Origin of the sequence: Veillonella sp. ZSJB6 (assembly GCF_051549505.1) — a bacterium.
Classification (GTDB): Bacteria; Bacillota; Negativicutes; order Veillonellales; family Veillonellaceae; genus Veillonella.
Map to the genome: position 1 here is coordinate 397308 of NZ_JBPUGE010000001.1, position 23862 is coordinate 421169.

The following is a 23862-nucleotide window of genomic DNA, read 5'->3' on the forward strand; positions in this document are numbered from 1 at the left end:
ATCACCCCACTTGAGATTTTAGTATTATAATAACTCGTCACGACGAGAGGCTAATTTTTTAAATAATGTACCAAAGAAACATTGATCTTTAAAACGTACGAATAAGCAATATACTGGATTGGAGCTTATATGTAATGTTTCTTTATTGGTAAACGTATAGTCAAATGTACCATCTATACAGATATGTAATTGAGGCTCTCGTTCTGGCATGGTGATTTGAATTGTATCATGCTCTTCCAATACAAGAGAAACGCCTTGAATAAGATGTGGTGCTACAGGAGTCACAATAATTGATCTATTATCAGGCTTCATAATAGGACCACCTGCAGATAGATTATATCCTGTAGAGCCTGTGGCAGAAGAAATGATCAAGCCATCAGAAGGATACATTTGTGTATGTTGATTATTGATGGACATATTGATACGTGCCATTTTAGCTGGTTCTGCACGGGTAATAACTATTTCATTAATGATAGGTACTAATTCTTCTTCATTACCATTATTGCGGTCAATATACGCATATAAATGTCCACGTTTTTCGATATTATAATCACCCTTGGCAATACGTTTAATATGACTTTGCATTTGGTGAACTTCGATTTGGTTTAAGAAACCCAACTCACCAAGATTAATACCACAAACAGGTACATTGTATGGGTAAATTTGTCGTGCCAAATGGATGATGGTACCATCACCACCAAAACTAAAGGCAATATCTATTTGTTTAAAGATTTCTGGACGACTTAAAATGTGAGTTTCAGGAATCTTAAGTACTCGTGCAGGTGCATCTGATTCGAGATCATCTGGCAAGAATACTTCGATACCTTCATCTTTACAAATATGTGCAGCCATTTTTAAAACTGCCATAATATTGCTTTTCCCCATATTAGGGAAAAATCCGATACGCATAGTAATCTCCTATAATGAATGAGCCTCTGCAACCACTGTATCGATTAAAGTATCATCAATGGTTAAAGCCCCTTCTTTGTACTTTTTAAAATAACCTAAAAACTCAATATTACCTTCCATACCTTTAATTGGTGAGAAAGTTAATCCATGAACATATAATCCACAATCATGAGCAACGTGTAAGATACGATGTAAAACCTCTTTATGGATTTCCGGATTGCGTACAATACCACCTTTGCCAACATTTTCTTTGCCAGCTTCAAATTGCGGCTTAATTAAAGCAACGAGGGAGCCTGTATCTTTTAACAATGTAGTAGCTACAGGCAATACTTTATCTAAAGAGATAAATGCTACATCTATGGAAATAAAGTCAACCAGTTCACCTAATTGTTCTGGTGTGACAGTGCGAATATTTTGCTTTTCCATGTTGATAACACGTGGGTCTTGACGTAACTTCCAAGCTAATTGATTATAGCCTACATCGATAGCAAATACTTTAGCTGCTCCATTTTGTAGAGCACAATCTGTAAAACCACCAGTGCTGGCACCTATATCGACCATAACAGCGTCTTGTAAATCGATAGGATACGTTTGAATAGCCTTTTCTAACTTTAGTCCACCACGACTAACATAAGGTAAGGTGTTACCCTTTACTACGATATTAGCATCTACAGGAATTTTTGTACCCGCTTTATCAATACGCGTTGTATCCATAAAGATTTGGCCAGCCATTATGGCTGCTTTGGCTTTTTCTCTACTTTCAAAAAGTCCTCGATTAACAAGGAGTATGTCTAAACGTTCTTTACTGCTCATATGACACCATTATAAATATAATAAAATTGAATACATGCTACAAGAATGCCAAGAATTAATCCCCCAAATACCTCTATTGGTGTATGGCCTAATAACTCTTTCAAGGCCTCTTTACGAGTAATGACAACAGGTATGTTTTTCTTTGTAAAATAATCTACAATTTGGTTTAGAATTTGAGCTTGACGACCAGCTTCTAAACGTACGCCAGATGCATCATACATGACTACGATAGAGAATACTAAGGATAGAATAAAAAGATCAGATGCTCCATTTTTTAGATATATAGCCGTGGTTGTAGCGATAACAAAGGATGTATGCGAACTTGGGAAACCACCAGATCCGACTAATCGTTCTGGACGAAATTTACCATGCCGAACTAGTTGCCATACGAATTTGATAGCCTGAGCTGTAAACCAACCCCAAAATGCGGCTTGCGCTATGTAGTTGTGTGCTATTTGTGGTAATATATCAATCATTATTTATACCTTCTACAGGTCGTAATAATTAATTAGTGCGTTCTAAAAGATAATCAATTAGAGCAGCCAGAATAGATGTATCATAGGAAACGGAATTTAGTGCATCATGAGCTTGTTTACCAACTAAGGAAGCTTGATTCTTAGCTTCATCTAGACCTAGTAAAGATACATAGGTAGATTTATGTTGGCGAATATCACTACCAGGTGTTTTTCCTAATTCTTCAATTGTACCAGTTACATCTAGAATATCATCAGTAATTTGGAATAACAATCCCAAACAATTTGCATATTCCATAAGTGCTGTTCTCGTAGCTGTATCTGCATTGCCTAAGATGAGCCCTAATTCTACAGATGCATTAAATAAAGCCCCAGTTTTTCCTCGGTGTAAAACCTTTAACTCCTCTAGTGGTATATGTTTATCTTCACTAAGCATATCGAAGGCTTGACCTCCGACCATACCTTCAGGGCCTGCAGCCGTAGCCACACATTGAATGGCATCAAGTTTTTCCTGCGCTGTAGCCGTCTCATTAGCGGTCATTAATTGAAAGGCATAGGTCAATAAACCGTCACCTGCTAGAATAGCCATACCTTCACCATAAACTTTATGATTTGTTAAATTACCTCTACGATAATCATCATTATCCATGGCTGGTAAATCATCATGTACTAAGGAATATGTATGGATACACTCCATAGCACATAGAAATTCCTTATAATCAGCTGGATCTTTATGAAGCATTTCTAATACAGCTTTAGATAAGATTGGTCGGATTCGTTTGCCACCTTGCATTAAACTGTAATTCATAGATTCATAAAGGGGTTTAAATTCTCGATTTGGGCTAGTTAATACTTCACCTAACCATTGTTCAATATGTTGTTTGCTAGACGCTAAATAGTCTTTGAACATAGAATCTCCTTATTCGCTGATGCGGACTTCTTCGATAATTTGTTGAACTTCATTTTCAACCGAATCGAGCATTTCTGCACATTCTTTTACTAATGTTAAGCCCTTTTTATATTGAGTTAAGAGTTCAGAGATGGTCATATCACCATCGTCTAATTGTTTCACAATATCCTCTAAGGCTTTATATTTCTTTTCATAATTTTTTAGTGATGCGGCCATCTTTGTGCGCCTCCTTTACCGTAGCATTCACATAACCATCAGCAAGTGTAACTCGTATATCATCCTTTGGATGTAATTGAGTAACAGACGTTATAGGTTTATCATTATGTTCAACCTTTGCAAACCCTTTTACCATCATTTGTAATGGATTAAGAGATTCTAATTGTTGAGCTAATAATGCTAAACTATGTTTCTCTGTATTGCATCGTTCTTTTGTAGCATTAGTTAATGATTGTGAAAGCTCTTGTAAATGCGTTTTCTGTTTATGCAAAAATTGTAGAGCTGGAATACCTAATCTACGATTAAAGAGAAATGTTAAATCTGTACGTTTCTGCTGTAATGTATAACGTATAAACTCATGTAGGTATTCTTCTTTTTCTGTTAATTGATCTTGTAGTGTAATGATAGGAAGTACAGCCATTTCTGCAGCGTGACTTGGCGTTGCTCCACGAGCATCTGCTACATAATCACATAAGGTATAATCTGTTTCATGACCTACTGCTGAGATAACTGGTGTATTAGCAGTATATATAGCCTCTACAACTGCTCTATCATTGAAGCACCATAAATCCTCCATAGATCCACCACCACGACCAACGATGATGACATCCACCTCTGGATCAGCATCGGCAGCAGCAATACCTCTTGCAATAACAGGTCCTGCAGTATTGCCTTGGACAGGAACGGAGAATAATTTAAATTGCACTAATGGGTTACGTCTCTCACTAACATGTAAAATATCATGCAATACAGCGCCAGATTGAGATGTAACAATACCTATGCAACTTGCCATGTACGGAAGACTTTGTTTGTGGCTGTCATCAAAGTATCCTAGCGCCGTTAATTCTCGTTTTAACGCATCAAATTCGAGCTGTAATGGGCTTTTAGACCCTATTTGCATATCTGATGCAATGAGATTTAAACGGCCCATTTTATTGTAAAAATTAACAGATGCTTTCACAGTGACTAATAATCCATTTTGAATGGCATTGGCCAGTCCTTTTTGCATAACTGTACTAGACCACATGGTAACATCAATAGCGGATTCTTCATCTTTTAACGAGAAATACATATGACCACTACTATGACGTTTAGCGTTAATAATAGTACCGCTAACATAAAGATTCTTAAGTAGATATTCACGGTCTAAGGTGCGCTTTATAAGATTGTTTAATTGTGTAATGGTTAATACATTCACGATTATCCTCTAATTTCCTCTAAAAAAGCAGCGCCAAAAGCATTGCCAGTGGCATTATCAACAGAAAATTGTGGTTGTGCCACGTGTAATGTAATGTGATTACGCATACAATAATGCTCCATACGATGACGAAGTATACTATTGCTCATTACACCACCTACGGCAATTAATGTTTTAACAGGTTTATTTTTTAAATGATAGGTAATCATTTTTTCTAGTGCATTTCCAATAGAGGTGAATACAGCTCTCGACAAATTAGATTTTTCCATATCATTCATGGAATCACTAATGCGTCGCATAGCCGCACTACATGGCCCAGCAAAGCTTATCCAACCATCTTTTACAGAAGATGGTAATGGTTTATATTCTGTAGTTTGTAATGCTAATGCCTCTAGATGCTTACCTGCAGGAAATGGTAAACCCATTGCAACACCAATACGATCTACATATTGACCGCCTTGTAAATCCTTAGAGCCGCCAATAATGTGAGACTCAAATATGCCTTCTCCTTTATAATGACAGTATACGAGCTCCGTAGTACCACCAGATAAATGAAGTGCTAAAAATGGATCTTTAGGAATTGTTTTTAGTTCTCGAAGGGCAGCTAAAATATGATTTTCTTGATGTGCAAAAACTTGTAAAGGTACATTCATCATATGACTTAGAGATTGACCATACCCTAGCCCTACCATAAAGGCTGGCATATAGGAATTTTCCTCACGTCTAGGAAAACCACTAACACCGATACCACTAATTGGTAGTTGTGGCAATTCAGGTATCAACTTAGGCAATGCCTTTGTATGTTGAAAGACCATATTTGATTGTTGTAGTCCTCGCTCACCTTGTTTGACCTCTAATATTTTGCGGGCTTCCCCAACTATTTGAAAGTCGCTATCTATAATGGCACAACTTGTAGTGTAGCAACTAGTATCAATGCCTAAGTAATATCGTTTCATTATTTACTCTTATTATATGCATCTAGAATTGCATTAATTAATTTATAGGAAGAATCAGAACCAAAATTTTTAGCTAATTGAATAGCTTCATTAATAGCTATAGATGGTTCTAAAGGTTCATCTTCATTTGTCATTTCCCATAGAGCAATACGTAAAATAGCACGATCAACCTTGTCTAAGTTTTCAACTTTACGTGATTTACAAAATGGCTGTAATGCTGCATCTATAATTTCAGAAGCGGATAATACACCATTTATAATGTTATTCGCATAGGCCTTATCCATAGATTTATGCATATGTCCTTCTGGAAATTGAACATCACTTTGGTCTGCATGAAATTCATTAGCATATAACATTTGAAATGCGTATTGACGTGCTTCACGTCGATTTCGCTTAATTACCATGTGGAGTTGGCTCCTTTTCTTTAACAATACCTTCAATATGAACATCAACCTTAACATGATCAAGATCAAGCATATTCTTTAAGGTTTGTTTGATTTCTAACTGCAATTGTTTGGATAACTCAATAAGATTGTATCCATACAAGGCTTTAATATAAATATTGATTTCAATAAAACCTTTACGATGTTTAACATTGATACCTGGTAAACTACGTTGACCAAAGGCATGTGTAATACCCTCTACTAATTCATCGTAAAAGCGAGGGCTTAAAGAATGAATACCTGGAATCGTAGCTAACGTTTTAGTAGCTACATCGATGATGACAGAGTCTGCAATATCAATGGTATCCATATCTAATCCATAGTTTAATTGATTGTCTGAACTCATATAGATACCCTCCTAAGGCTGTGATGGTGTTACTAAATCATCAAAAATAATGTCTTGTACCACTACATCAATGGTTTGTACCTCAATTTCTGTATAAGAAACTAAAGCTGTTTTGATACGTTCTTGTAAACGTAAGGCCACATCAGGGATACGATACCCATATTGAATGCAAACATATAAAGTAACAGAAATTGCTCCTTCATCATTAAATGATATCTTTACACCTTCATGATCAGATTTACGTCTAAAGAAGGTATTAACACCATCATTAAAGGTGGAGCTCATATGATGTATACCCTTTGTTTCAAGTGCTGCCATAGTGACAATCGTAGCATATACATCTTCACTAATCTTAATTTTACCCGACTCTAGTTCAGTATTTTTCTTGGTCATACTGGCCTCTTTCAAAAAAAGCACTTGTCCCTATATATAATTACATAGACGACAAGTGCTTACAGTGCAAATGTTAGGATATATGGGGAATAAGATTCCATGAAAAGATCTTGCCCCAATACATATCAATACGTATCAATACGTATTAGGCACGTTCGATGTATTGACCTGTACGAGTATCAATACGAAGTACATCATCTACTTCAATGAAGAGAGGTACTTTTACAGTGTAGCCTGTTTCCAATACAGCTGGTTTGTTACCACCAGTAGCAGTATCACCACGGATACCAGGATCTGTTTCAACTACTCGAAGTTCAACAGCTACAGGTAAATCGATACCGATTACGATACCTTGGAAGAACATGATGGATACTTCCATATTTTCAAGAAGGAAGTTTTTAGCATCACCTAATTGTTCAAGGTTAAGTTCAACTTGATCATATGTTTCGTTATCCATGAATGTGTAGGAGCCATCAGACTCGTACAAATATTGCATACGACGACGATCAACATGTGCTTTAGGCACTTTTTCACCTGCATTGAAAGTACGCTCTACTACAGAACCAGTTTGCAAATTTTTCATTTTAGTACGTACGAATGCAGCACCTTTACCTGGTTTAACGTGTTGGAAATCAACTACTTGCCATACATTACCGTCGATTTCAACGGTTACACCTGGACGAAAATCATTACTGGAAATCATCTAACTCTTCTCCTTCTAAATACCTATTTCAATTAACTCTTTTGGACTATGTGTCAACACCTCATAGCCGTCAGATTTGACGATGACACTATCCTCTATTCTCAATCCGATAGTACCTGTAATATAAATGCCAGGCTCTACCGTAATGATCATATTTTCTGTAAATACCGTATCGGATTTAGTATTCGCTACTGGTTCTTCGTGAATCTCAAGACCTACGCCATGACCAGTGCCATGATTAAATTCCTTGGTATATCCATGTTCTTTAATATAATCACGACAGACTGCATCAAGTTCTTTGCCAGTTATACCAGCTCGAACTGCAGCTACGCCACGTTTTTGTGCTTCTAAAACTATACTATATAACTTCTTTTGTAATTCAGAGGCAGGCCCCATCACAATAGTTCTAGTCATATCGGAATGATACCCCTTATATACAGCACCAAAGTCAAAGGTAACAAAATCACCTGCTTCGATGACCTTATCACTGGCTACACCATGAGGCATACTAGACCGACTACCAGAAGCTACAATGGTTGCAAAGGAAGGTTCCTCAGAACCACGTTTTAACATTTCTGATTCTAATATGATACGTGCTTCGTTTTCAGTCATTCCTACTTTTAGTTGTGGTAGCAATGCGGCGAAAGCTTCATCACCAATGTTAGCTGCTTTACGCAATAATTCCAATTCATCTTCACGCTTGACTGCTCGTAGTTTAGCAAAATTGATAGACGTAAAATTAAAGCGTTCATCTAATGTATCACATAAGGTTTCGTATGTATCAACAGGCATTTGTTTGCCCTCAATACCAAATAAACCTTCGTGAATATGATGTTCATTGAATATGTCTACAAGAGTATCCATAACAGAGGATTCATATTGAATGACTGTATACCCTTCACATTGTTTTGTAGCTTGCTCAGTATATCTGAAATCAGTAATCATAAAAGCTTTATCTTGAGTAATGATAGCAAACCCTGTTGTACCAGTAAAACCAGCAAAATAATGTAAATTTATAGGGCTCATCAAAATGACGCCTGTTAATTCTTGCTCTTTAATATACTGTTGTAGCAGATTTAATCCATTCATAATCATGCTCCTAGTCTATAAAGTACAATTAATCTTACCATAAAATACCTATATTGAATAGAATTTTATGCTATTTTTTGAAAGCCTCTATATCATCTGAGGATAAGTCCTGTACAGAACCAACCTTTTCAATACCGGTTAAATCTATATGACCTATAGTTAGACGCTTTAAATAGGTAACAGTGCCACCAGCAGCACCAATCATACGTTTTACTTGATGATATTTGCCTTCTTCAATTGTAATATGTAAAGATTTGGGAGATAAAACATCAATTAAAGCGGGCTTACAATGGGTTCCATCGCCTAGGACGATACCCTCTTTAATACGTTGAATGCCTTCTTCGGTTAACTCACCTTCGAATTCTACGTAATAAACCTTTTCTACATGCTTATTGCCATTGATAATAGAATGTCCCCAAACACCATCATTGGTAAGTAAAAGTAGGCCTTCTGTATCCTTGTCTAATCTTCCAACAGGGACCACGCCCATTTTTATATATTCAGGGGGCAATAAATCCATTACGACAGGATGACTTGCATCCTCTACAGCAGTAACATAGCCTTTAGGTTTATGAAATTTAACATAGTAATGTTGTTTGGTATTAACAATTTGACCATCGACTACAATGACATCAGATTCAATATCTACATGAATATCTTTTTTTCTTGCTACTTCACCATTAATGGTAACTCTCTGATCCTTTATGAGTTGATGAACCTCTTTTCGACTACCGTAAGCCTTATTAGCTAATAATTTATCAAGTCGCATTATACATGTCCTTGTAGTAACTCAACATGGGCCGTATCATTGAGCAAATTCAAAATATTATGATCATATTCGCCCATACCGTTATAGAAAATACGGTTAATAGCCGTATTACCCTGGCTAAAATTCCAACAATGACTAATTGAAATGTCTAGTAATTTACATAATAATGTTCGAATAGTTCCGCCATGACATGCAACTAAAAGTGTTTCCTCTTCATCATTTTCGTTGAGAAATTCTTCAAGTCCTGCCCATGCACGATCTTGCAAATCTTTAAAGCTTTCTCCGTTTGGAACTTTTACAAGATGAGGTCTCAAATACATCTCATCAATTAGGCCTGGCCAGCGTGCTTCAATATCTGAGAATAGCATAGCTTCCCAGTCACCAAAATTAAGCTCTCGTAATCGTTGATCCACTGTAATAGGTGTAGTGCGATCACCTCGAATTGTTTCAGCTGTAACCAAAGCACGACTTAAATCACTGGATAATATACGGTCAAAGGTAATGTCTTTAAGAGCTTCACCACAGGCTTTGGCTTGATTTAAACCGTTTTCATTTAGAGGAACATCTGTAATGCCTTGATATTTCCCCATTTTATTCCAATCAGTTTCTCCATGGCGCACAATATATAATGTCTTCATAATCTTCCTATACTTTCAAAATATCTGTTAGTTTCTCTACTAATTTGATATTAGTAGCATGATCTTTAATAGCAATGCGTACCCATTGATTATTGAGACCTACATAAGAGTCACAATTGCGTACAATCATGTTATCTTTCTTTAGATTTTCATTAATCGTATTTGCTGTAATACCTTCACGATTTACTTTGAACAAGATAAAATTGGCAGACGGTGGATATACGGTAATCCCTTCTATCCCATCTAATGCATTATACATAAAGGCTCTTTCCTCATTTAATTCTTGCTTTGTTCTTTTTATATAATCAACATCATTCAAAGCAACCTCAGTATAAGTTTGGGCTAATGTATTTACAGACCAACTAGGAATATATTGATGTAAGTGACTAATTACTTTTTTGTTACCAAAAGCAGCACCAATTCTGAGGCCTGGTACAGCGTAAAACTTCGTGAAAGAATGAACTACGATGATATTATCGAATTCATTAATCAAAGAACGCATAGATTGGTCATTATCACGTAATGGATCATTGCCAACAAAGTCAATGAAGGACTCATCTATAACTAGTAAACTATTGGCATCTTTTAACATGCTCGCTACAGTTCGAATGTGTGCTTTATCAAGCAATGTTCCATCCGGGTTGTTAGGATTACCTAAAAATACAATAATGCGACCATCTTGACCTTTAAGCTCAGCAGCAAATGTTTCTAATGCTAAATAAGGTACTTCAAAATAAGGTTTTCCATTATCATCTTCACGAGGGCGATAGAAAATATCGCGTACAGGAATATTACTAGCTTCAAGAGCTTCTTTATACTCAGAAAAACCAGGCGCTGGTACAAAAGCACCAGTATATCCAGGTAAACGACAAATGGCATACAATAACTCAGCTGCGCCATTACCAACTATAATTTGATTCTTATCCATCCCATATGTATCAGCAATAGCATTTAACACATCATCATTTGTAGCATCTGGATAATGAGAAATATAACGTAATTGATTATTTAATGCATCCAATCCACGTTGACTAGGTCCAAGAGGATTAATATTAGCGCTAAAATCAATTACCTCATATGGTTCAATTCGTTGTTCATGGGCAAACTGAAATATATTGCCCCCATGTATCTTAGACATTTGATTCTCTTTCTATTAAATATATTATCGTTTGATATAGGTCAATCCTTCGTTTGTTGTTTCTACAGTATCCACATAGGATAACTGTGGTAATTTACGCATAATCTCTTGTTTACAATCATCGATTCGCCCATAATCTACTGGAAATAAAAGGCCCATAATGGTCCCACTATGAGCTATGATTGTACCAACACTATTGTAGTAATTACCTATATCATGAAAATCATATAAATTCGGTTTATACAATATACGTTGATTACCAAAGGCACTTAATGTAGCTGCTTGACCTATTAAATTTATATCATGTGTATTTAATCCCCGTTTGAATAGATCAAGTGACTCTTCTATGATTGATTCTTTTTCTAAAATCTTAGTTTGTAAATCTACTTGTTGATTAAAAGAGACCGTATCTATACTCCCACCCTCATCAAATACAAGGATTTTCAATGGAGGACACATGCCTAGTGGTTGAGAAATAGTGCCTTTTATATAATCAAACTGAGTTACACCTTGATAAAATGAAGCATCTGTAGGCTCTACAGATAAGCAAATTTGCTCTAATTCCTTTAGTGATAGATCATAATTCATGGCTAACGCTGTTGCCATAGCCGTCACAGATATATCCGCAGAACTTGAGGCCATCCCCTTACCTTGTATAATGTCAGAACGTACATATACAGGTGGACAAGCTTGGTCTTTATTATTTTTTTGTAATAATTGCTGTACTAATTGTCTTGCCTTAGCAGACTTAGGCTGTAATGCACAATAGTGCTGTGAAAACGGATGTGTTACATTACTTAATGCGTAGGAGTATCGATTAATAGGACAAGTCACTAAGAATGACTGACCATTAATAGAACCTTGTAGAAATTCCCCACATGTACCTGGGGCTCTTACATAATAGGTCACATTGAACTCCTTTCACATTAAATAAAAACAGTAACTTATAAGAAGCCATTAGGCAGAACGTTATTAAAACATAGTCGTATTGGATGCGACAGTAGCAGATAATATGGACAAGATAATGATATATACAAAAAGTAATAATACCTCTGTAACCTCTACAACAAATCCATATGTGTCACCAGTAGTACCACCAAGTTGCTTAACAATATAACGATTAAGCAAACGATTGATAATATAGGTAATTATCATGCTTACAATATTGATTTGGAAAATACCTAATGTAGCGTAAGCCAATACACCTAATCCAACAACATAACCTACATCAGCTATGGAAAAAATAGAATATACACCATATAAAAGGGTATATAAGATTACACCAATTAGTAATATCACAATAGGCATAAAGAAGGTAGAAAGTGTATTGTACGTAATAACATGCTTTGGTGCTAAATTAGCGAATGCAGCCCCCATCCCCTGCTCTCGTGCATAGGGATAGGATCGAATACTCAAAACAAGGGACCAACGACTCATTAATGGCATCATAATTAGTGCCATTGGAATAAATTCCGCTGTTGGAATCGCTGTTAATAATTGCCATTTTAAAAGTGTGACAAATACAAAAGCAACAACACCAAAAGAGCCTATACGGCTATCTTTCATAATTTCTAACTTACGGTCCCTTTCACGTCCAGAAAATAAACCGTCACTGGTGTCCATTAGGCCATCAGCATGGAGACCACCTGTAATTAAGAATTCCGCTATCACAAGGATTAACATCAATGGTACTAACGGTATAAATGGTGATAATATACCATACAATAATGCTAAAATAAGGCCAATAATTAAGCCTACATAGGGAAAGGCTACAACGGATTTACCAAAATCTTCTACAGACCATTCTGTTTGATTAACGATTTTTAAACGTGTTAGAAACTGTAATGCTATGAAAAAAGGTGTCATTATACATTCATCCCATAAGTAATAGCTGTACTAATTATAATCATTAGTATAGTCGTAAAATACATCATATAAATTGTGCGTGTAATGTGGTTACGATTTAATTTTTCAATAGGATCTCCCATGTATTCACGGAAGGTCATTTTCTTGAAATATTGATTGTAACCACCTAAACGAATATGTAAAGCCCCTGCAACTGGTGCTTCTGCATAACCACCATTAGGACTGGGATGTTTATTAGCATCACGCAATCCAATTTGTAGGGCTTTCTTTGCGTCAAAACGTAAAAAGAATGCAGATATGATTAACAATATAAAGGTAATTCGAGCAGGAACCCAATTGAGTACATCATCAAAGCGGGCGGCTACACGACCAAAGTACAAATACTTTTGATTTTTATAGCCTAGCATAGAATCCATAGTATTGGCCGTTCTATATAGAATTGCTCCCATTGGACCGCCAATGATAAAGAAAAATAAAGGTGCAATAATCCCATCTACTGTATTCTCCGCAATTGTTTCTACAGTAGCTCGTGTAATTTCACTTTCATCTAAGTCTTCTGTATCGCGACCAACAATCCAAGATAATCGCTTGCGCGCTTCTTCAATATTATCTTGCTTAATTAACTGGCTAATAGTAAAGCCTGCACCAGCTAGTGAACGTGGAGATATAGCAATATATAAGATAATTACTTCAAGAGCATATTCTACCCATTCATCAACAACGCCACCAAGCCATAGTATTAAAGACACTACAATATATACAGAAACGAGGATTAAGCCAACTGCAATACCACCGTACCATAATTTTTTAGTATCGTTGTCAGTATCTTTATAGAGAACTGCTTCAAAAAAAGATATGATGCGACCAATAATAGCTACAGGATGGTATTTACTATTAGGATCCCCAATGAGTAAATCTAATAAAAATGCTAAGACTGGTATACATACAAAGCTATACTTTGTAAACCAATGCAAGATTGTTAAATGTTCCATATATCTCCCCTATTACCCCAAGGTAGACATAATATAATCCATATCTAAGTGTTCTTCTACAATATCAGCTAATCGATTATAAGCTGCATTCTTGTGTTCGAAATAATGGAATACTACATCTAATGGTTCTAACCCCTTACGTTCACGCAACTGATTGATAATAAAGCGTCTAAATTCATCATTATCAAACACACCATGAATATATGTCCCCATTACTTGGTGATTACCATCGATAAAACCATCAACTACATTAACGGCTTCTTCACTGCGACTTGTAATGGTGAAACAACGGCGCACAGTATCTACTAATGGTGTAGTATCACCCATATGGATTTCATAGCCTACTAGTTTTTCACCTGTAAATGTACCATTTAAAAATTGAAGATTTGAAACATTGAATTCTACTTGATGTGTTGTTTTTTGATCCTTCATAGTCGTAGAAGAATCGACTAAACCAAGGCCTTCAATTTCTTCAATATCTCCTTCCATATGATGCGGATCATAAATCGTTTTACCCAACATTTGATTGCCCCCACATACACCAATAACAGGTGTACCTTGGTCAGCAAGTTTTTTTATTTCATCGGCAAAACCAGAGTTACGAAGATATGTAAGATCTGCTAGTGTATTTTTGGAGCCCGGTAAAACAATTAAGTCCGGATTGCCAATAACATCGCCAGGGCCGACGAATCGAACAGATACATCTGGTTCATAATTTAATGCATCAAAGTCAGTAAAGTTAGAAATTTTAGGTGTTTGCATAACCACTACTTGAATTTCTTTAGCTCCATTATTGCGTTTGTTTTCCAGTGCAACAGAGTCTTCTTCATCAATATCAAGGTTTTCAATGGCAGGAATGACACCAACTACCTTTTTTCCTGTTTTTTCTTCAATGAAGGTAAGTGCAGGTTCTAATAGTTTAATATCACCGCGGAATTTATTGATAACAATACCTTTAATAAGATCTCGTTCTTCTGGTTCGAGCAATTCTAATGTACCCACAATAGATGCAATAGCACCACCACGATCGATATCAGCGATGAGATATACAGGTGCTTTCGTCATCTTGGCAATGCGCATATTTACGATATCATTAGCCTTGAGATTTACCTCTGCAGGGCTACCTGCACCTTCAATAACCATCATATCAAAATTGGAATCTAAGAAATCGATAGATTCTTTTACCTTATCAAGAGCGGTTAAGGAATATTTTGTATGGTATTCTTTAGCACTATAAACGCCCACAGGTTTACCCATCAATACAACTTGAGAAGATTGATTACCTGTAGGTTTTAATAACACAGGGTTCATTTGTACAATTGGATCTATGCCAGCAGCCTCAGCTTGCGCTACTTGAGCACGACCAATTTCATCGCCCCATTTTGTCACATAAGAATTGAGGGCCATATTTTGAGCTTTAAAGGGAACAGTTTTAAAACCTCTTCTATAAAAGATACGGCATAATGCAGTACATAAAATACTTTTGCCTACATTGGAACTTGTTCCTTGGAACATAATTTTCTTAGCCATTTATATGAACCTCCTGGGATTTTAATTCAATGGTAACGCCACTAATCGTTAGGTATAATTTGTCAGCTTCAGTTGCTACTGTTCGATTGACGCGGCCTGCAATATCTCTAAAATATCTTGCTAGCTTATTATCTGGTACAATACCAAGACCAATTTCATTAGTTACAAATATAACTATTTTATCATCACTTACTTTGATTAGATTTAATAATGCTTCTAATTCTGAAAGTACCATATCTTCTAACCGATTTGCATCTTGTTGGCCTTGAATTGACCCATGAGCCATCATATGATTTGTTGTAAACATGGTTAAACAGTCTATGAGTATTACATCCGCTACACTGCTAATATGTTGCCACTCTACGGCCAAATATAATGGTATTTCAAAATTCGTCCATATATTACCACGTCGCTCTTGATGTTTCTTTATACGATCAACCATTTCATCATCAAAAGCTTGTCCTGTTGCTACATAAGCTTTTCGACCTTCTGTAGCAAGGGCTAAACGTTCTGCAAATTCACTTTTTCCACTTCGTGCCCCACCGGAACACAATATAATTTGTGATTTCATAATGCACCTATACAAGAATTTATAATTTCAGTATCATTATAAGTATAACAAAGGAGCGATACTATGGAAATTATGAATATGAAACTAAAAATGATGGCTACTTTATGGGATAATACCTATCGTGTTGCCATTGACGATGGACAAGGTAAATATATTGGCACCGTACGTGTAGTAGTAAATGTTCCACTACCACCAGAAATGTTACCAGAAAATGCACCTCAAGTAGAACCACAGTTATTGGTTTTGGTAGAAGATTTTGATTTCGGAGCTGATAAAATTATAAACTTCGAAACAACACTTTCTGATCTATTGAGAGAAAAATTCCGTTATGAAATTCCTCATATTTTCTTCTACTATCCAAGTCCTCACGATGTTTTAAATCAAACAATTTCACAATAAGGTCTATAACGAGCAAAAAGCTATGTAAAATACATAGCTTTTTTTGTTTATTCAGCTCCAATTTCCTCTTCTACGCGACACATAATAAAGCAAAGGTCGGATAGACGGTTTAAATATTTTAAATTAGATTCGTGAACGCTTTCACCAGCATCTAATACACGCCATAAAGCACGTTCAGCACGACGAGTAATCGTTCTCGCTACATGTAAATAAGCTGAAGATTGTTTTTCACCAGGAATCACAAAATTAGATAATGGTTCAAGCTTTTCGTCAAAGCGATCAATAACCTTTTCTAAATGTTTAACATGTTGCTCTGTAATGACTGGCGCCGCATTTAAACTAGCAATATCTGCCATTAAAGTCCATAAGTTGCGCTCAATATCATATAATTCAGTAGCAACTCGTGCATTTTCAGCATAGGAACGAGCCAAGCCTAAAAAGGCTTGTAATTCATCGATTGTACCATAAGCTTCTACGCGTAATGAGGATTTAGGTACTCGTTCACCGGTATATAAACCAGTTGTACCAGCATCGCCTGTTTTTGTATAAACACTACTTGCCATATGTATTACCTCCTATAGAAATACATAAATGTAGAATGAAAAGCTATATGTTCTCAACCTTGAGATTATTTATATTCTGGGAACCAAAGATGAATTTCACGAGCAGCAGCCTCCGGAGAATCAGACGCATGTACTACGTTAGCATCCATTGTTAGGGCATAGTCACCACGAATACTACCAGGGGCAGCATCTACAGGATTTGTGGCACCGTTTAAAGCACGTACGGATACGATGGCATTATCTCCGGCCAATACGAAAGCAAGAACTGGACCAGATGTGATGAAATCAACTAATTCACCGAAGAATGGTTTTTCTTTGTGCTCAGCATAATGCTCTTCCGCTAGTTCACGAGGTACTTGTAAAAGTTTTAACGCTTTAATGACAAGACCTTTACGTTCATAACGGCTAATAATTTCACCACTTAATTGACGCTTAACTGCATCTGGTTTTATTAAAACTAATGTTTCTTGCATGATATCCTCCTGTAGATATTAATTAAAATAATGCTTTCTCTTTATATTTAGGATTCATTGCTTGTTGTTTCAATTTTGCAATACGTTCCTCTGTACGAGGATGTGTACTAAAAAGATTGCTCAAGCTTTCACCAATACCAACCATAGGGTTGATGATAAACATATGGGCTGTTGCATTACTTGCATTTGGCAATGCACCATGTTTTGAATAGTAATCAATTTTTGCAAGGGCAGATGCCAAAGCTAAAGGATTGCGACACATCTCTCCGCCCCCCTCATCAGCTAAGAACTCACGAGCTCGAGAGATACTCATTTGAATGAGTCCTGCTGCGATAGGTGCAATAACTATGGCGCCTATTAACTCTAACGGGTTAGAGCCTTCACGGTCATCTGAACGACCAAATATAGCTGAGAATTGAAGCACATAGGCAATCATAGAAATTGCGCCTGCCATCATAGCAGCAATAGTACTGATCAATGTATCGCGATTCTTAACATGGGTTAATTCATGTCCTAGAACACCTTCTAGCTCGTCATCTGTTAATAGTCGTTGAATACCTTCTGTAACCGCAACTGCTGCATGACTCGGATTTCTGCCTGTTGCAAATGCATTAGGTACATCACTTGGAATGATATACACTTTTGGCATTGGTAACTTACCATTCTTAGCCAAACGTTCTACCATGCCATATAATTTTGGGTTAGATTGTGCAGTAACTTGTTGTGCATCATATTGTGCTAAAACGATTTTGTCGCTATACCAATAGGACATAAAATTCATGCCCATGGATATAACGAACATAATCATCATACCACTTCTACCGCCAATCATATCACCTAAGACCACTAAAATGGCCGTCAAAGTCGCTAATAAAAGCGTTGTTTTTATATTGTTCATAGTTTCCTCCAATTATAGTTATGGACTATGCCTAACACTATAATTATACCACAAACTAAATAATTGATGCTCCTTTACTATCGGCTTCTAAGCAATATGTTCTATTTTCAATTCCATTAGATGTAAATACAGCACCCATAGCATCTGCCACAGCTTGTACATGGGCCTTATCTACATAGGCAATTAGAGTGGAACCAGATCCACTAATAGTTGCACCATATGCGCCAGCAGCTTTAGCTGCCTCAAAGGCTGCCTCACAATGTGGTATTAATGTTTTACGATATGGTACATGCAAATTATCATCTAATGCAACAGATAAATTGTTTAATTGATGTGTGATCAAACTAGTTACAAATAAAGATGCATGGCTCACATTTTGCACAGCCTCTTTAAATGGTACATGATTAGGTAACACAGAACGAGCGTATTCTGTAGAAACCATAACCTCAGGTACGACTACGGCAAAATGCAATTCAGATGGAACAGAGATAACCGTATTTAATACCTTTGTTTTTAAGCCTGTAGCACAGCATAAATTACCGAAAATAGCAGGTGCAACATTATCTGGATGACCTTCCATACGGTTTGCAATGACTAACAATTCCTCTTTTGAAAGTGGATGTTTAACTAACGCGTTAGCCAATAATAAGCCGCCTACAATTGCTGTACTACTACTACCGAGCCCACGAGATGGAGGAATTAAAGTTTCAGACGTAATATGTCCATATTGAATTGGTTCTTGCACAGTAGCAAAAACTTGATCCATCGCAAAGCCAATAAGATTTTTTTTAGGATCTTCAGCACGTAAAATGTCTGCGCCAAAGCCTTCAAAAGTATAGGTGTATTCAGTAGCTTTTACATCAGGTGTAAAGCTAAAAATATTGTATAGATTGAGTGCCAAACCTAAGCAATCAAAACCAGGTCCACAATTAGCACTAGTGGCTGGTACTTGTACGCGAACAGTGTTCATAGTTTAAGCTTCCATAATACGAATTACACTATTAACAGACTTAACGGAACGCAAGCTGTTAAAGGAATCGATAAGATTTAAAATATAAGATCTAGGACATTTGGACGTAACAATTGCAAGAACCGCAGTTTCTGGATCCATATTGCGTTGAACAATGGATAACACAGAAATCTTTTGCTCTGCTAATTTTGCAGAAATTTTTGCTAACACACCTGTTTTATTATCTACTTCTAAACGCAAGTAGTAGCTAGATTGAATCTTGCCAGGAGAGTAAATGTTCTTTTGATCGTAATAGAATGGTTTCAAACGACCTGTTTCATTATATGAAACATTTTTTGCTACTTCCATAATATCGGATACAACAGAGCTACCTGTAGGCAAGCTACCAGCACCGCGACCATATAACATTACATCATCGATACCATTACCTTTAACATAAATAGCATTATAAGAGCCACGAACGGATGCTAAAGGATGTGTTGTAGGAATAAATGCAGGGTATACGTTTAAAGATAAACCTTGGCTAGTTTCCTTAGCAATACCTAATAATTTAATATTGTAGCCAAACTCTTTACCAAATTTGATGTCTTCTGTATCTATGCTTGTAATACCTTCTACAGAAACATCTTCAAAGAAGATGCGACGATTGAAACTAATAGAGGCAAGAATAGCCAATTTACGTGCTGCATCTAGACCCTCAACGTCCGCTGTAGGATCAGCCTCTGCATAACCTAGATCTTGTGCTTCCTTTAGTACATCTTGATAGCTTAAACCTTCTTCAGACATTTTCGTTAAAATGAAGTTTGTCGTACCATTCATAATACCGATGATCTCAGTAATACGATTGCCCGCTAAGGATTCATATAATGTACGGATGATAGGAATACCACCTAATACAGATGCTTCAAAGCGCAAATCCACTCCATTTTTGCTAGCTAAATCTAATAGGTATGGGCCAGATTCTGCTAATAAATCTTTATTCGCTGTTACTACATTTTTCTTGGCCTTTAAAGCGCCTTCTACACAGTCTTTAGCAAAGGTTGTACCACCCATTAATTCCACAACCATTTGAATGGAATCATCTTTTAATACTTCATCAATATCAGTTACATATTGAGCTGTTTCAGGCAATGTAATATGGCTATATTTATCAGGATTACGCACAAAGATTTTAGAAATTTCTACATTAACACCTGTACGATTTCTAATTAACTCAGCATTATCTTGCAACAAATTAAATGTACCTTGTGCAACAGTACCAAAACCTAATAACGCAATTTTTATAGTGGTCATAATTGTCCTACTCTCTTCAATAGCCTATGCTTGGCCTAAAATTTCTACCTTAATAATGCCCTTCATAGAGCGAATATCTAATAATAAATCTTCTAATGATCCTTGTAAATCTTTCGTTTCAAAGGAAATGCTACTGTTTGCAATACCCTGTAAAGGAATATCTTGATTGATTGTCAAAATACTACCATTCCGTTCTGCAATGGCTTTTAAAACACTAGATAGCATGCCAGATTCATTAGACATGGAAACATAAATACTAACGATTTTACCTTGGGCAATTTCAAAAAATGGGAATACATAATCTTTGTACTTGTAATATGCAGAACGACTCAAATCCATTTTTTCAACTGCTTCATTAATCGTTTTAACTTCACCTAGCTTCAAAATCTCTTTTACCTTGATCGTCTTTTTTATCGCTTCTGGTAAAATATCTTCTTGCACCAGATAAAACTTATCTTTTTTTGGTTTAGTCATAGAACACACACTCCCTTATTGTTCTTTTGAAGTTTCTTGGGCCACAAATTGACGCCCATATAATGTTAATACTGCATACATACCGATAAAAAATGGCAAATATTCTGCCATAACTCGCCATGCTACAGCTACAATACCAACAGTTCCATTAGGTACAAAGGTACTAAACAATACTACAAATAGTCCTTCTGCAATCCCTGTTCCCCCTGGTGTTGGTGCGAAATATAAAATTAAATTTAATAGAATCATTCGATCTAATATATCAATGATAGGAATATCTGGTGTGAAAGCATACATCAATGCAGGTGCAATACAGTATAAGCATAATAAACTCAATCCAGACTCAATAAATACAATAAAAGATTGAATCGGTTGTTTATATAGTAATCCTAAACCTTGATTCAAGGTTTCTAATTTAGAGAGCCAATCTCTTGTTTTATGTGCTTTAAAACGTTGCGCTAAATTATATACAAATTGACGCATATATTTAGTCTGCAAGATATATGTACCTAAAAACGTGGCAATAACAGCTAATACAGCGAAAATTAACAGCATATCTCGTGAGATATAAGGGATTTCAATGGCATCACGTAAAAATACTAAAGGTAACATGATGACCAAGAACATAATAGAAAATACAGTGCGTATTAATACGATTGGCGTGCCTTTAGATATGGGTACACCATAACTTTTTAATACTAGAACTTGCGCTACAGCACCTCCACTGGCACCTGGTGTCAACATGGCCATAAAATAATTACTAAAAATTACGCGAAGTACCGCCTTTATGGATAGCTTGTACCCACCGATTTTTACAAGTCTTTGTAACCGTAGGCCATCAAAATACATACCTGCTGCTAAAGCTATCAAAGCTAATAATAAAGAAATACTATTAAATGATGAAATTGTTTTTAATGCATCTAAATCAATAGTGTAGTAAATGATACCAATTGACACAGCCAATAGTAAGAGAAACATAAAAATGCCTCTCTTCATCATTTTACTCATATCAAGTCTCCATAATTAATTAGCTCAATATTATGTTGTCTAATATATAAACGCGTATGGTTAGAACAAACAGCTTGTAATTCATCCTCCCAATGATAGCCCCATTTATATTGATTTCCCAAAATCGTATTATTTAAACCTGGATGAATCATCAATTCATGAGTACCTGATTTTTTAGATACGGATTTTAATATACCCATTAACGTTTTCTGGTTAATGTGTCCCCCGTTTACCATACCCCAAAAATATTGTGTGGAATACATACCATTATCCCGCACTGTAGGCCTTGCCTTTGCCGCTACAGTAGATAAACCGACCTTGCCTAGTAATCGCACTGGCGAGTACATATAATTGACAAATAAAGAGGATTCATCTGGAATGCGTATTGCATTAATACCATAGTGTTTCGCTTGCTCAATAACGATTGGTAGTACCGTTGGTAATACATGCATATGTTGATGACCATCAATATGCGTTACGTGCAAACCGGACTCCATGATCCGTTCCATTTGAGCGTGAATTTCTTTGCGCAACTCACTATAGTTAATCTTTCCAGTATAAATTCGTTTCATAAAATCGATATATGTTTCTGGAAAGACGCCTTCGGATGTAAGCAGAGATGGTACTTCAGATGGATTACATACCGGTTTTAGCCCACCTACTAAGGCGATATGAACACCAATGCCCAACTTAGGGTTATTTTTTGCCATACTTACGGCTTCTGTAAAAGCTTCGCCTCCCGCTAATAGAGAGGTGCTCGTAATGATACCTGTACGGTGGCCATCAATGACTGCTGCATTAACTGCACTATGAAGACCAAAATCGTCGGCATTTACTATTAATTTGGACATAGTTTTCTTCCTTTTCATTAAAAAAGGGGAGAACTTTGTTCTCCCACAAAGGATATATGTTATTGTACCAAATACAGAACTATAAAATCAATACAAAAGCCCCCTACTTGTATACTAGTAGAGGACTTTCGATATACTTATAAATTTTTATCATAAATACTTGATCTGATTCTCAAGTATTTTAATTATGACATCAATTGCTCTTGAGCTTTATACATACATAGAGCTGCTGCTACACTCACATTTAACGATTCAATGTCACCATACATGGGGATCATGATTCGGTGCTTACATAGATTCATAACCTCAGGTGTTACCCCATTCCCTTCATTGCCTAAAATCAACATACATCGTTTATCGTATGTAACCATGTTATAAGGTTTTGATTCCTCTAAAGCAGTTACATAGGTAGACATATTGGATTCTGCAATCAGATCATTAAGCATAGATAATGTCACGTCTTCATAGACAGGTATTTTATGTAACGAACTCATTGTACTACGTACCGTCTTATCATTAAAAGGATCTACTGTACCTTTCATCAAGAATATGCCCTTCACACCTGCTGCTACAGCAGTACGTATAATCGTACCTAAATTACCGGGATCTTGGACACCATCTAGTGTAATATAAACACCATCTTCAATAGAGATAGATTCAATACTATGATTGGGTTTCGCTACTATGGCAATAATACCTTGTCCATTTACGGTATTATCGATTTTATCAAATATTGGATCTTGCGCAATATAAGTAGGAATTGATTGCATAGAATCTAAAGCTAATAACGCTTCGATATTATTATCTTTAAATTTAGACTCTCGTATAACAATTGTTTTTATTACACCATTAGATGAAATATCACGGATAGAACGGATACCTTCAACAATATACTCACCATGTTTATTACGATTTTTACGTTGTCCTAGAGAAACTATACGTTTAATAGTCTTATTATCTTTAGATTGGATAAATTCCAT

30 protein-coding genes are annotated in these 23862 nt (G+C 36.1%); 1 reads left to right on the plus strand and 29 read right to left on the minus strand.

What is annotated here, in order from left to right; translation table 11 throughout:
* Nucleotides 1-24 precede the first annotated feature (24 nt).
* The 20 genes from ACSV5T_RS01815 to cobU all read right to left on the minus strand — a co-directional run bounded on the left by ACSV5T_RS01815 (nucleotide 25) and on the right by cobU (nucleotide 15953).
* Nucleotides 25-909, minus strand: a complete 885-nt coding sequence (locus ACSV5T_RS01815) for an NAD(+)/NADH kinase (protein WP_005386628.1) — start codon at nucleotides 907-909, stop codon at nucleotides 25-27.
* A 9-nt stretch (nucleotides 910-918) separates the two neighbouring features.
* On the minus strand, nucleotides 919-1722 hold the full coding sequence (locus ACSV5T_RS01820) for a TlyA family RNA methyltransferase (RefSeq protein ID WP_438320134.1): 804 nt from the start codon (nucleotides 1720-1722) through the stop codon (nucleotides 919-921).
* A complete protein-coding gene (locus ACSV5T_RS01825) occupies nucleotides 1719-2198 on the minus strand; it encodes a divergent PAP2 family protein (protein ID WP_005386630.1) in 480 nt (159 codons plus the stop codon). Before ACSV5T_RS01825 ends, ACSV5T_RS01820 begins: the two co-directional genes overlap by 4 nt.
* A 28-nt stretch (nucleotides 2199-2226) precedes the next feature.
* Entirely contained in the window at nucleotides 2227-3105 is an 879-nt protein-coding gene (locus ACSV5T_RS01830) for a polyprenyl synthetase family protein (RefSeq protein WP_005386631.1), read from the minus strand.
* Nucleotides 3106-3114: 9 nt separating this feature from the next.
* A complete protein-coding gene (gene xseB / locus ACSV5T_RS01835) occupies nucleotides 3115-3321 on the minus strand; it encodes an exodeoxyribonuclease VII small subunit (protein ID WP_298631581.1) in 207 nt (68 codons plus the stop codon).
* Nucleotides 3296-4519, minus strand: a complete 1224-nt coding sequence (gene xseA / locus ACSV5T_RS01840) for an exodeoxyribonuclease VII large subunit (RefSeq protein WP_438320135.1) — start codon at nucleotides 4517-4519, stop codon at nucleotides 3296-3298. Before xseA ends, xseB begins: the two co-directional genes overlap by 26 nt.
* 2 nt (nucleotides 4520-4521) lie before the next feature.
* A complete protein-coding gene (locus ACSV5T_RS01845) occupies nucleotides 4522-5475 on the minus strand; it encodes a Kae1-like domain-containing protein (protein ID WP_438320136.1) in 954 nt (317 codons plus the stop codon).
* Nucleotides 5475-5879, minus strand: a complete 405-nt coding sequence (nusB, locus tag ACSV5T_RS01850; protein ID WP_438320137.1) for a transcription antitermination factor NusB — start codon at nucleotides 5877-5879, stop codon at nucleotides 5475-5477. The genes ACSV5T_RS01845 and nusB overlap by 1 nt, the downstream gene beginning before the upstream one ends.
* Nucleotides 5869-6264, minus strand: a complete 396-nt coding sequence (locus ACSV5T_RS01855; protein ID WP_129823021.1) for an Asp23/Gls24 family envelope stress response protein — start codon at nucleotides 6262-6264, stop codon at nucleotides 5869-5871. The genes nusB and ACSV5T_RS01855 overlap by 11 nt, the downstream gene beginning before the upstream one ends.
* Before the next feature lie 12 nt (nucleotides 6265-6276).
* A complete protein-coding gene (locus ACSV5T_RS01860; protein ID WP_178884980.1) occupies nucleotides 6277-6657 on the minus strand; it encodes an Asp23/Gls24 family envelope stress response protein in 381 nt (126 codons plus the stop codon).
* Nucleotides 6658-6802: 145 nt separating this feature from the next.
* Nucleotides 6803-7360, minus strand: coding sequence for an elongation factor P (gene efp, locus ACSV5T_RS01865; protein WP_005386642.1), 558 nt, complete (start codon nucleotides 7358-7360; stop codon nucleotides 6803-6805).
* 15 nt (nucleotides 7361-7375) lie between these two features.
* Nucleotides 7376-8449 carry a M24 family metallopeptidase gene (locus ACSV5T_RS01870; RefSeq protein ID WP_438320139.1) on the minus strand — a complete coding sequence of 358 codons (1074 nt, stop codon included), beginning with the start codon at nucleotides 8447-8449 and terminating at the stop codon, nucleotides 7376-7378.
* 70 nt (nucleotides 8450-8519) lie between these two features.
* The gene (locus ACSV5T_RS01875; RefSeq protein ID WP_438320140.1) at nucleotides 8520-9218 is read right to left on the minus strand and encodes a pseudouridine synthase; all 699 of its coding nucleotides are present in this window, start codon (nucleotides 9216-9218) and stop codon (nucleotides 8520-8522) included.
* Entirely contained in the window at nucleotides 9218-9856 is a 639-nt protein-coding gene (gene cobC / locus ACSV5T_RS01880) for an alpha-ribazole phosphatase (RefSeq protein ID WP_438320141.1), read from the minus strand. Before cobC ends, ACSV5T_RS01875 begins: the two co-directional genes overlap by 1 nt.
* Nucleotides 9857-9863: 7 nt before the next feature.
* Entirely contained in the window at nucleotides 9864-10994 is a 1131-nt protein-coding gene (locus tag ACSV5T_RS01885; RefSeq protein ID WP_438320142.1) for a pyridoxal phosphate-dependent aminotransferase, read from the minus strand.
* Between the two features lie 24 nt (nucleotides 10995-11018).
* Nucleotides 11019-11903 carry a GHMP family kinase ATP-binding protein gene (locus tag ACSV5T_RS01890; protein ID WP_438320143.1) on the minus strand — a complete coding sequence of 295 codons (885 nt, stop codon included), beginning with the start codon at nucleotides 11901-11903 and terminating at the stop codon, nucleotides 11019-11021.
* 63 nt (nucleotides 11904-11966) lie between these two features.
* A complete protein-coding gene (gene cobS / locus ACSV5T_RS01895; RefSeq protein ID WP_438320145.1) occupies nucleotides 11967-12860 on the minus strand; it encodes an adenosylcobinamide-GDP ribazoletransferase in 894 nt (297 codons plus the stop codon).
* On the minus strand, nucleotides 12860-13852 hold the full coding sequence (gene cbiB / locus ACSV5T_RS01900) for an adenosylcobinamide-phosphate synthase CbiB (RefSeq protein ID WP_438320146.1): 993 nt from the start codon (nucleotides 13850-13852) through the stop codon (nucleotides 12860-12862). Before cbiB ends, cobS begins: the two co-directional genes overlap by 1 nt.
* 12 nt (nucleotides 13853-13864) lie before the next feature.
* Entirely contained in the window at nucleotides 13865-15382 is a 1518-nt protein-coding gene (locus ACSV5T_RS01905) for a cobyric acid synthase (protein ID WP_438320147.1), read from the minus strand.
* The gene (gene cobU, locus ACSV5T_RS01910) at nucleotides 15375-15953 is read right to left on the minus strand and encodes a bifunctional adenosylcobinamide kinase/adenosylcobinamide-phosphate guanylyltransferase (RefSeq protein WP_438320148.1); all 579 of its coding nucleotides are present in this window, start codon (nucleotides 15951-15953) and stop codon (nucleotides 15375-15377) included. Before cobU ends, ACSV5T_RS01905 begins: the two co-directional genes overlap by 8 nt.
* A gap of 63 nt (nucleotides 15954-16016) precedes the next feature.
* Here cobU and ACSV5T_RS01915 point away from each other — a divergent pair, with 63 nt between their 5' ends.
* On the plus strand, nucleotides 16017-16352 hold the full coding sequence (locus ACSV5T_RS01915) for a hypothetical protein (protein ID WP_438320149.1): 336 nt from the start codon (nucleotides 16017-16019) through the stop codon (nucleotides 16350-16352).
* 47 nt (nucleotides 16353-16399) lie between these two features.
* Here ACSV5T_RS01915 and ACSV5T_RS01920 read toward each other — a convergent pair whose 3' ends face one another.
* The 9 genes from ACSV5T_RS01920 to ACSV5T_RS01960 form a co-directional block, all read right to left on the minus strand.
* Entirely contained in the window at nucleotides 16400-16915 is a 516-nt protein-coding gene (locus ACSV5T_RS01920; RefSeq protein WP_156719116.1) for a cob(I)yrinic acid a,c-diamide adenosyltransferase, read from the minus strand.
* 65 nt (nucleotides 16916-16980) lie between these two features.
* Complete coding sequence (gene ndk, locus ACSV5T_RS01925; protein ID WP_105089180.1) at nucleotides 16981-17388, minus strand: nucleoside-diphosphate kinase; 408 nt, start codon at nucleotides 17386-17388, stop codon at nucleotides 16981-16983.
* A gap of 22 nt (nucleotides 17389-17410) precedes the next feature.
* The gene (htpX, locus tag ACSV5T_RS01930) at nucleotides 17411-18286 is read right to left on the minus strand and encodes a zinc metalloprotease HtpX (RefSeq protein ID WP_105089179.1); all 876 of its coding nucleotides are present in this window, start codon (nucleotides 18284-18286) and stop codon (nucleotides 17411-17413) included.
* Between the two features lie 55 nt (nucleotides 18287-18341).
* A complete protein-coding gene (thrB, locus tag ACSV5T_RS01935) occupies nucleotides 18342-19256 on the minus strand; it encodes a homoserine kinase (RefSeq protein ID WP_438320150.1) in 915 nt (304 codons plus the stop codon).
* Between the two features lie 3 nt (nucleotides 19257-19259).
* Nucleotides 19260-20549 (minus strand): homoserine dehydrogenase, encoded by a 1290-nt coding sequence (locus tag ACSV5T_RS01940; RefSeq protein WP_295804108.1) that lies wholly within the window; start codon nucleotides 20547-20549, stop codon nucleotides 19260-19262.
* 24 nt (nucleotides 20550-20573) lie between these two features.
* Nucleotides 20574-21023 (minus strand): ACT domain-containing protein, encoded by a 450-nt coding sequence (locus ACSV5T_RS01945; protein ID WP_005386672.1) that lies wholly within the window; start codon nucleotides 21021-21023, stop codon nucleotides 20574-20576.
* Between the two features lie 15 nt (nucleotides 21024-21038).
* A complete protein-coding gene (locus ACSV5T_RS01950) occupies nucleotides 21039-22031 on the minus strand; it encodes a lysylphosphatidylglycerol synthase transmembrane domain-containing protein (protein ID WP_005386673.1) in 993 nt (330 codons plus the stop codon).
* A complete protein-coding gene (locus ACSV5T_RS01955) occupies nucleotides 22028-22882 on the minus strand; it encodes a ChbG/HpnK family deacetylase (RefSeq protein WP_039969208.1) in 855 nt (284 codons plus the stop codon). Before ACSV5T_RS01955 ends, ACSV5T_RS01950 begins: the two co-directional genes overlap by 4 nt.
* Before the next feature lie 185 nt (nucleotides 22883-23067).
* Nucleotides 23068-23862, minus strand: a complete 795-nt coding sequence (locus ACSV5T_RS01960) for a TrmH family RNA methyltransferase (protein WP_438320152.1) — start codon at nucleotides 23860-23862, stop codon at nucleotides 23068-23070.

Coding starts and splice junctions, on each gene's coding strand:
- ACSV5T_RS01815 (WP_005386628.1), bottom strand. CDS start 909: ATGCGTATCGGATTTTTCCCTAATATGGGGAAAAGCAATATTATGGCA.
- ACSV5T_RS01820 (WP_438320134.1), bottom strand. CDS start 1,722: ATGAGCAGTAAAGAACGTTTAGACATACTCCTTGTTAATCGAGGACTT.
- ACSV5T_RS01825 (WP_005386630.1), bottom strand. CDS start 2,198: ATGATTGATATATTACCACAAATAGCACACAACTACATAGCGCAAGCC.
- ACSV5T_RS01830 (WP_005386631.1), bottom strand. CDS start 3,105: ATGTTCAAAGACTATTTAGCGTCTAGCAAACAACATATTGAACAATGG.
- xseB (WP_298631581.1), bottom strand. CDS start 3,321: ATGGCCGCATCACTAAAAAATTATGAAAAGAAATATAAAGCCTTAGAG.
- ACSV5T_RS01845 (WP_438320136.1), bottom strand. CDS start 5,475: ATGAAACGATATTACTTAGGCATTGATACTAGTTGCTACACTACAAGT.
- nusB (WP_438320137.1), bottom strand. CDS start 5,879: ATGGTAATTAAGCGAAATCGACGTGAAGCACGTCAATACGCATTTCAA.
- ACSV5T_RS01855 (WP_129823021.1), bottom strand. CDS start 6,264: ATGAGTTCAGACAATCAATTAAACTATGGATTAGATATGGATACCATT.
- ACSV5T_RS01860 (WP_178884980.1), bottom strand. CDS start 6,657: ATGACCAAGAAAAATACTGAACTAGAGTCGGGTAAAATTAAGATTAGT.
- efp (WP_005386642.1), bottom strand. CDS start 7,360: ATGATTTCCAGTAATGATTTTCGTCCAGGTGTAACCGTTGAAATCGAC.
- ACSV5T_RS01870 (WP_438320139.1), bottom strand. CDS start 8,449: ATGAATGGATTAAATCTGCTACAACAGTATATTAAAGAGCAAGAATTA.
- ACSV5T_RS01875 (WP_438320140.1), bottom strand. CDS start 9,218: ATGCGACTTGATAAATTATTAGCTAATAAGGCTTACGGTAGTCGAAAA.
- cobC (WP_438320141.1), bottom strand. CDS start 9,856: ATGAAGACATTATATATTGTGCGCCATGGAGAAACTGATTGGAATAAA.
- ACSV5T_RS01885 (WP_438320142.1), bottom strand. CDS start 10,994: ATGTCTAAGATACATGGGGGCAATATATTTCAGTTTGCCCATGAACAA.
- cobS (WP_438320145.1), bottom strand. CDS start 12,860: ATGACACCTTTTTTCATAGCATTACAGTTTCTAACACGTTTAAAAATC.
- cbiB (WP_438320146.1), bottom strand. CDS start 13,852: ATGGAACATTTAACAATCTTGCATTGGTTTACAAAGTATAGCTTTGTA.
- ACSV5T_RS01905 (WP_438320147.1), bottom strand. CDS start 15,382: ATGGCTAAGAAAATTATGTTCCAAGGAACAAGTTCCAATGTAGGCAAA.
- cobU (WP_438320148.1), bottom strand. CDS start 15,953: ATGAAATCACAAATTATATTGTGTTCCGGTGGGGCACGAAGTGGAAAA.
- ACSV5T_RS01915 (WP_438320149.1), top strand. CDS start 16,017: ATGGAAATTATGAATATGAAACTAAAAATGATGGCTACTTTATGGGAT.
- ACSV5T_RS01920 (WP_156719116.1), bottom strand. CDS start 16,915: ATGGCAAGTAGTGTTTATACAAAAACAGGCGATGCTGGTACAACTGGT.
- ndk (WP_105089180.1), bottom strand. CDS start 17,388: ATGCAAGAAACATTAGTTTTAATAAAACCAGATGCAGTTAAGCGTCAA.
- htpX (WP_105089179.1), bottom strand. CDS start 18,286: ATGAACAATATAAAAACAACGCTTTTATTAGCGACTTTGACGGCCATT.
- thrB (WP_438320150.1), bottom strand. CDS start 19,256: ATGAACACTGTTCGCGTACAAGTACCAGCCACTAGTGCTAATTGTGGA.
- ACSV5T_RS01940 (WP_295804108.1), bottom strand. CDS start 20,549: ATGACCACTATAAAAATTGCGTTATTAGGTTTTGGTACTGTTGCACAA.
- ACSV5T_RS01945 (WP_005386672.1), bottom strand. CDS start 21,023: ATGACTAAACCAAAAAAAGATAAGTTTTATCTGGTGCAAGAAGATATT.
- ACSV5T_RS01950 (WP_005386673.1), bottom strand. CDS start 22,031: ATGAGTAAAATGATGAAGAGAGGCATTTTTATGTTTCTCTTACTATTG.
- ACSV5T_RS01955 (WP_039969208.1), bottom strand. CDS start 22,882: ATGTCCAAATTAATAGTAAATGCCGACGATTTTGGTCTTCATAGTGCA.
- ACSV5T_RS01960 (WP_438320152.1), bottom strand. CDS start 23,862: ATGGAATTTATCCAATCTAAAGATAATAAGACTATTAAACGTATAGTT.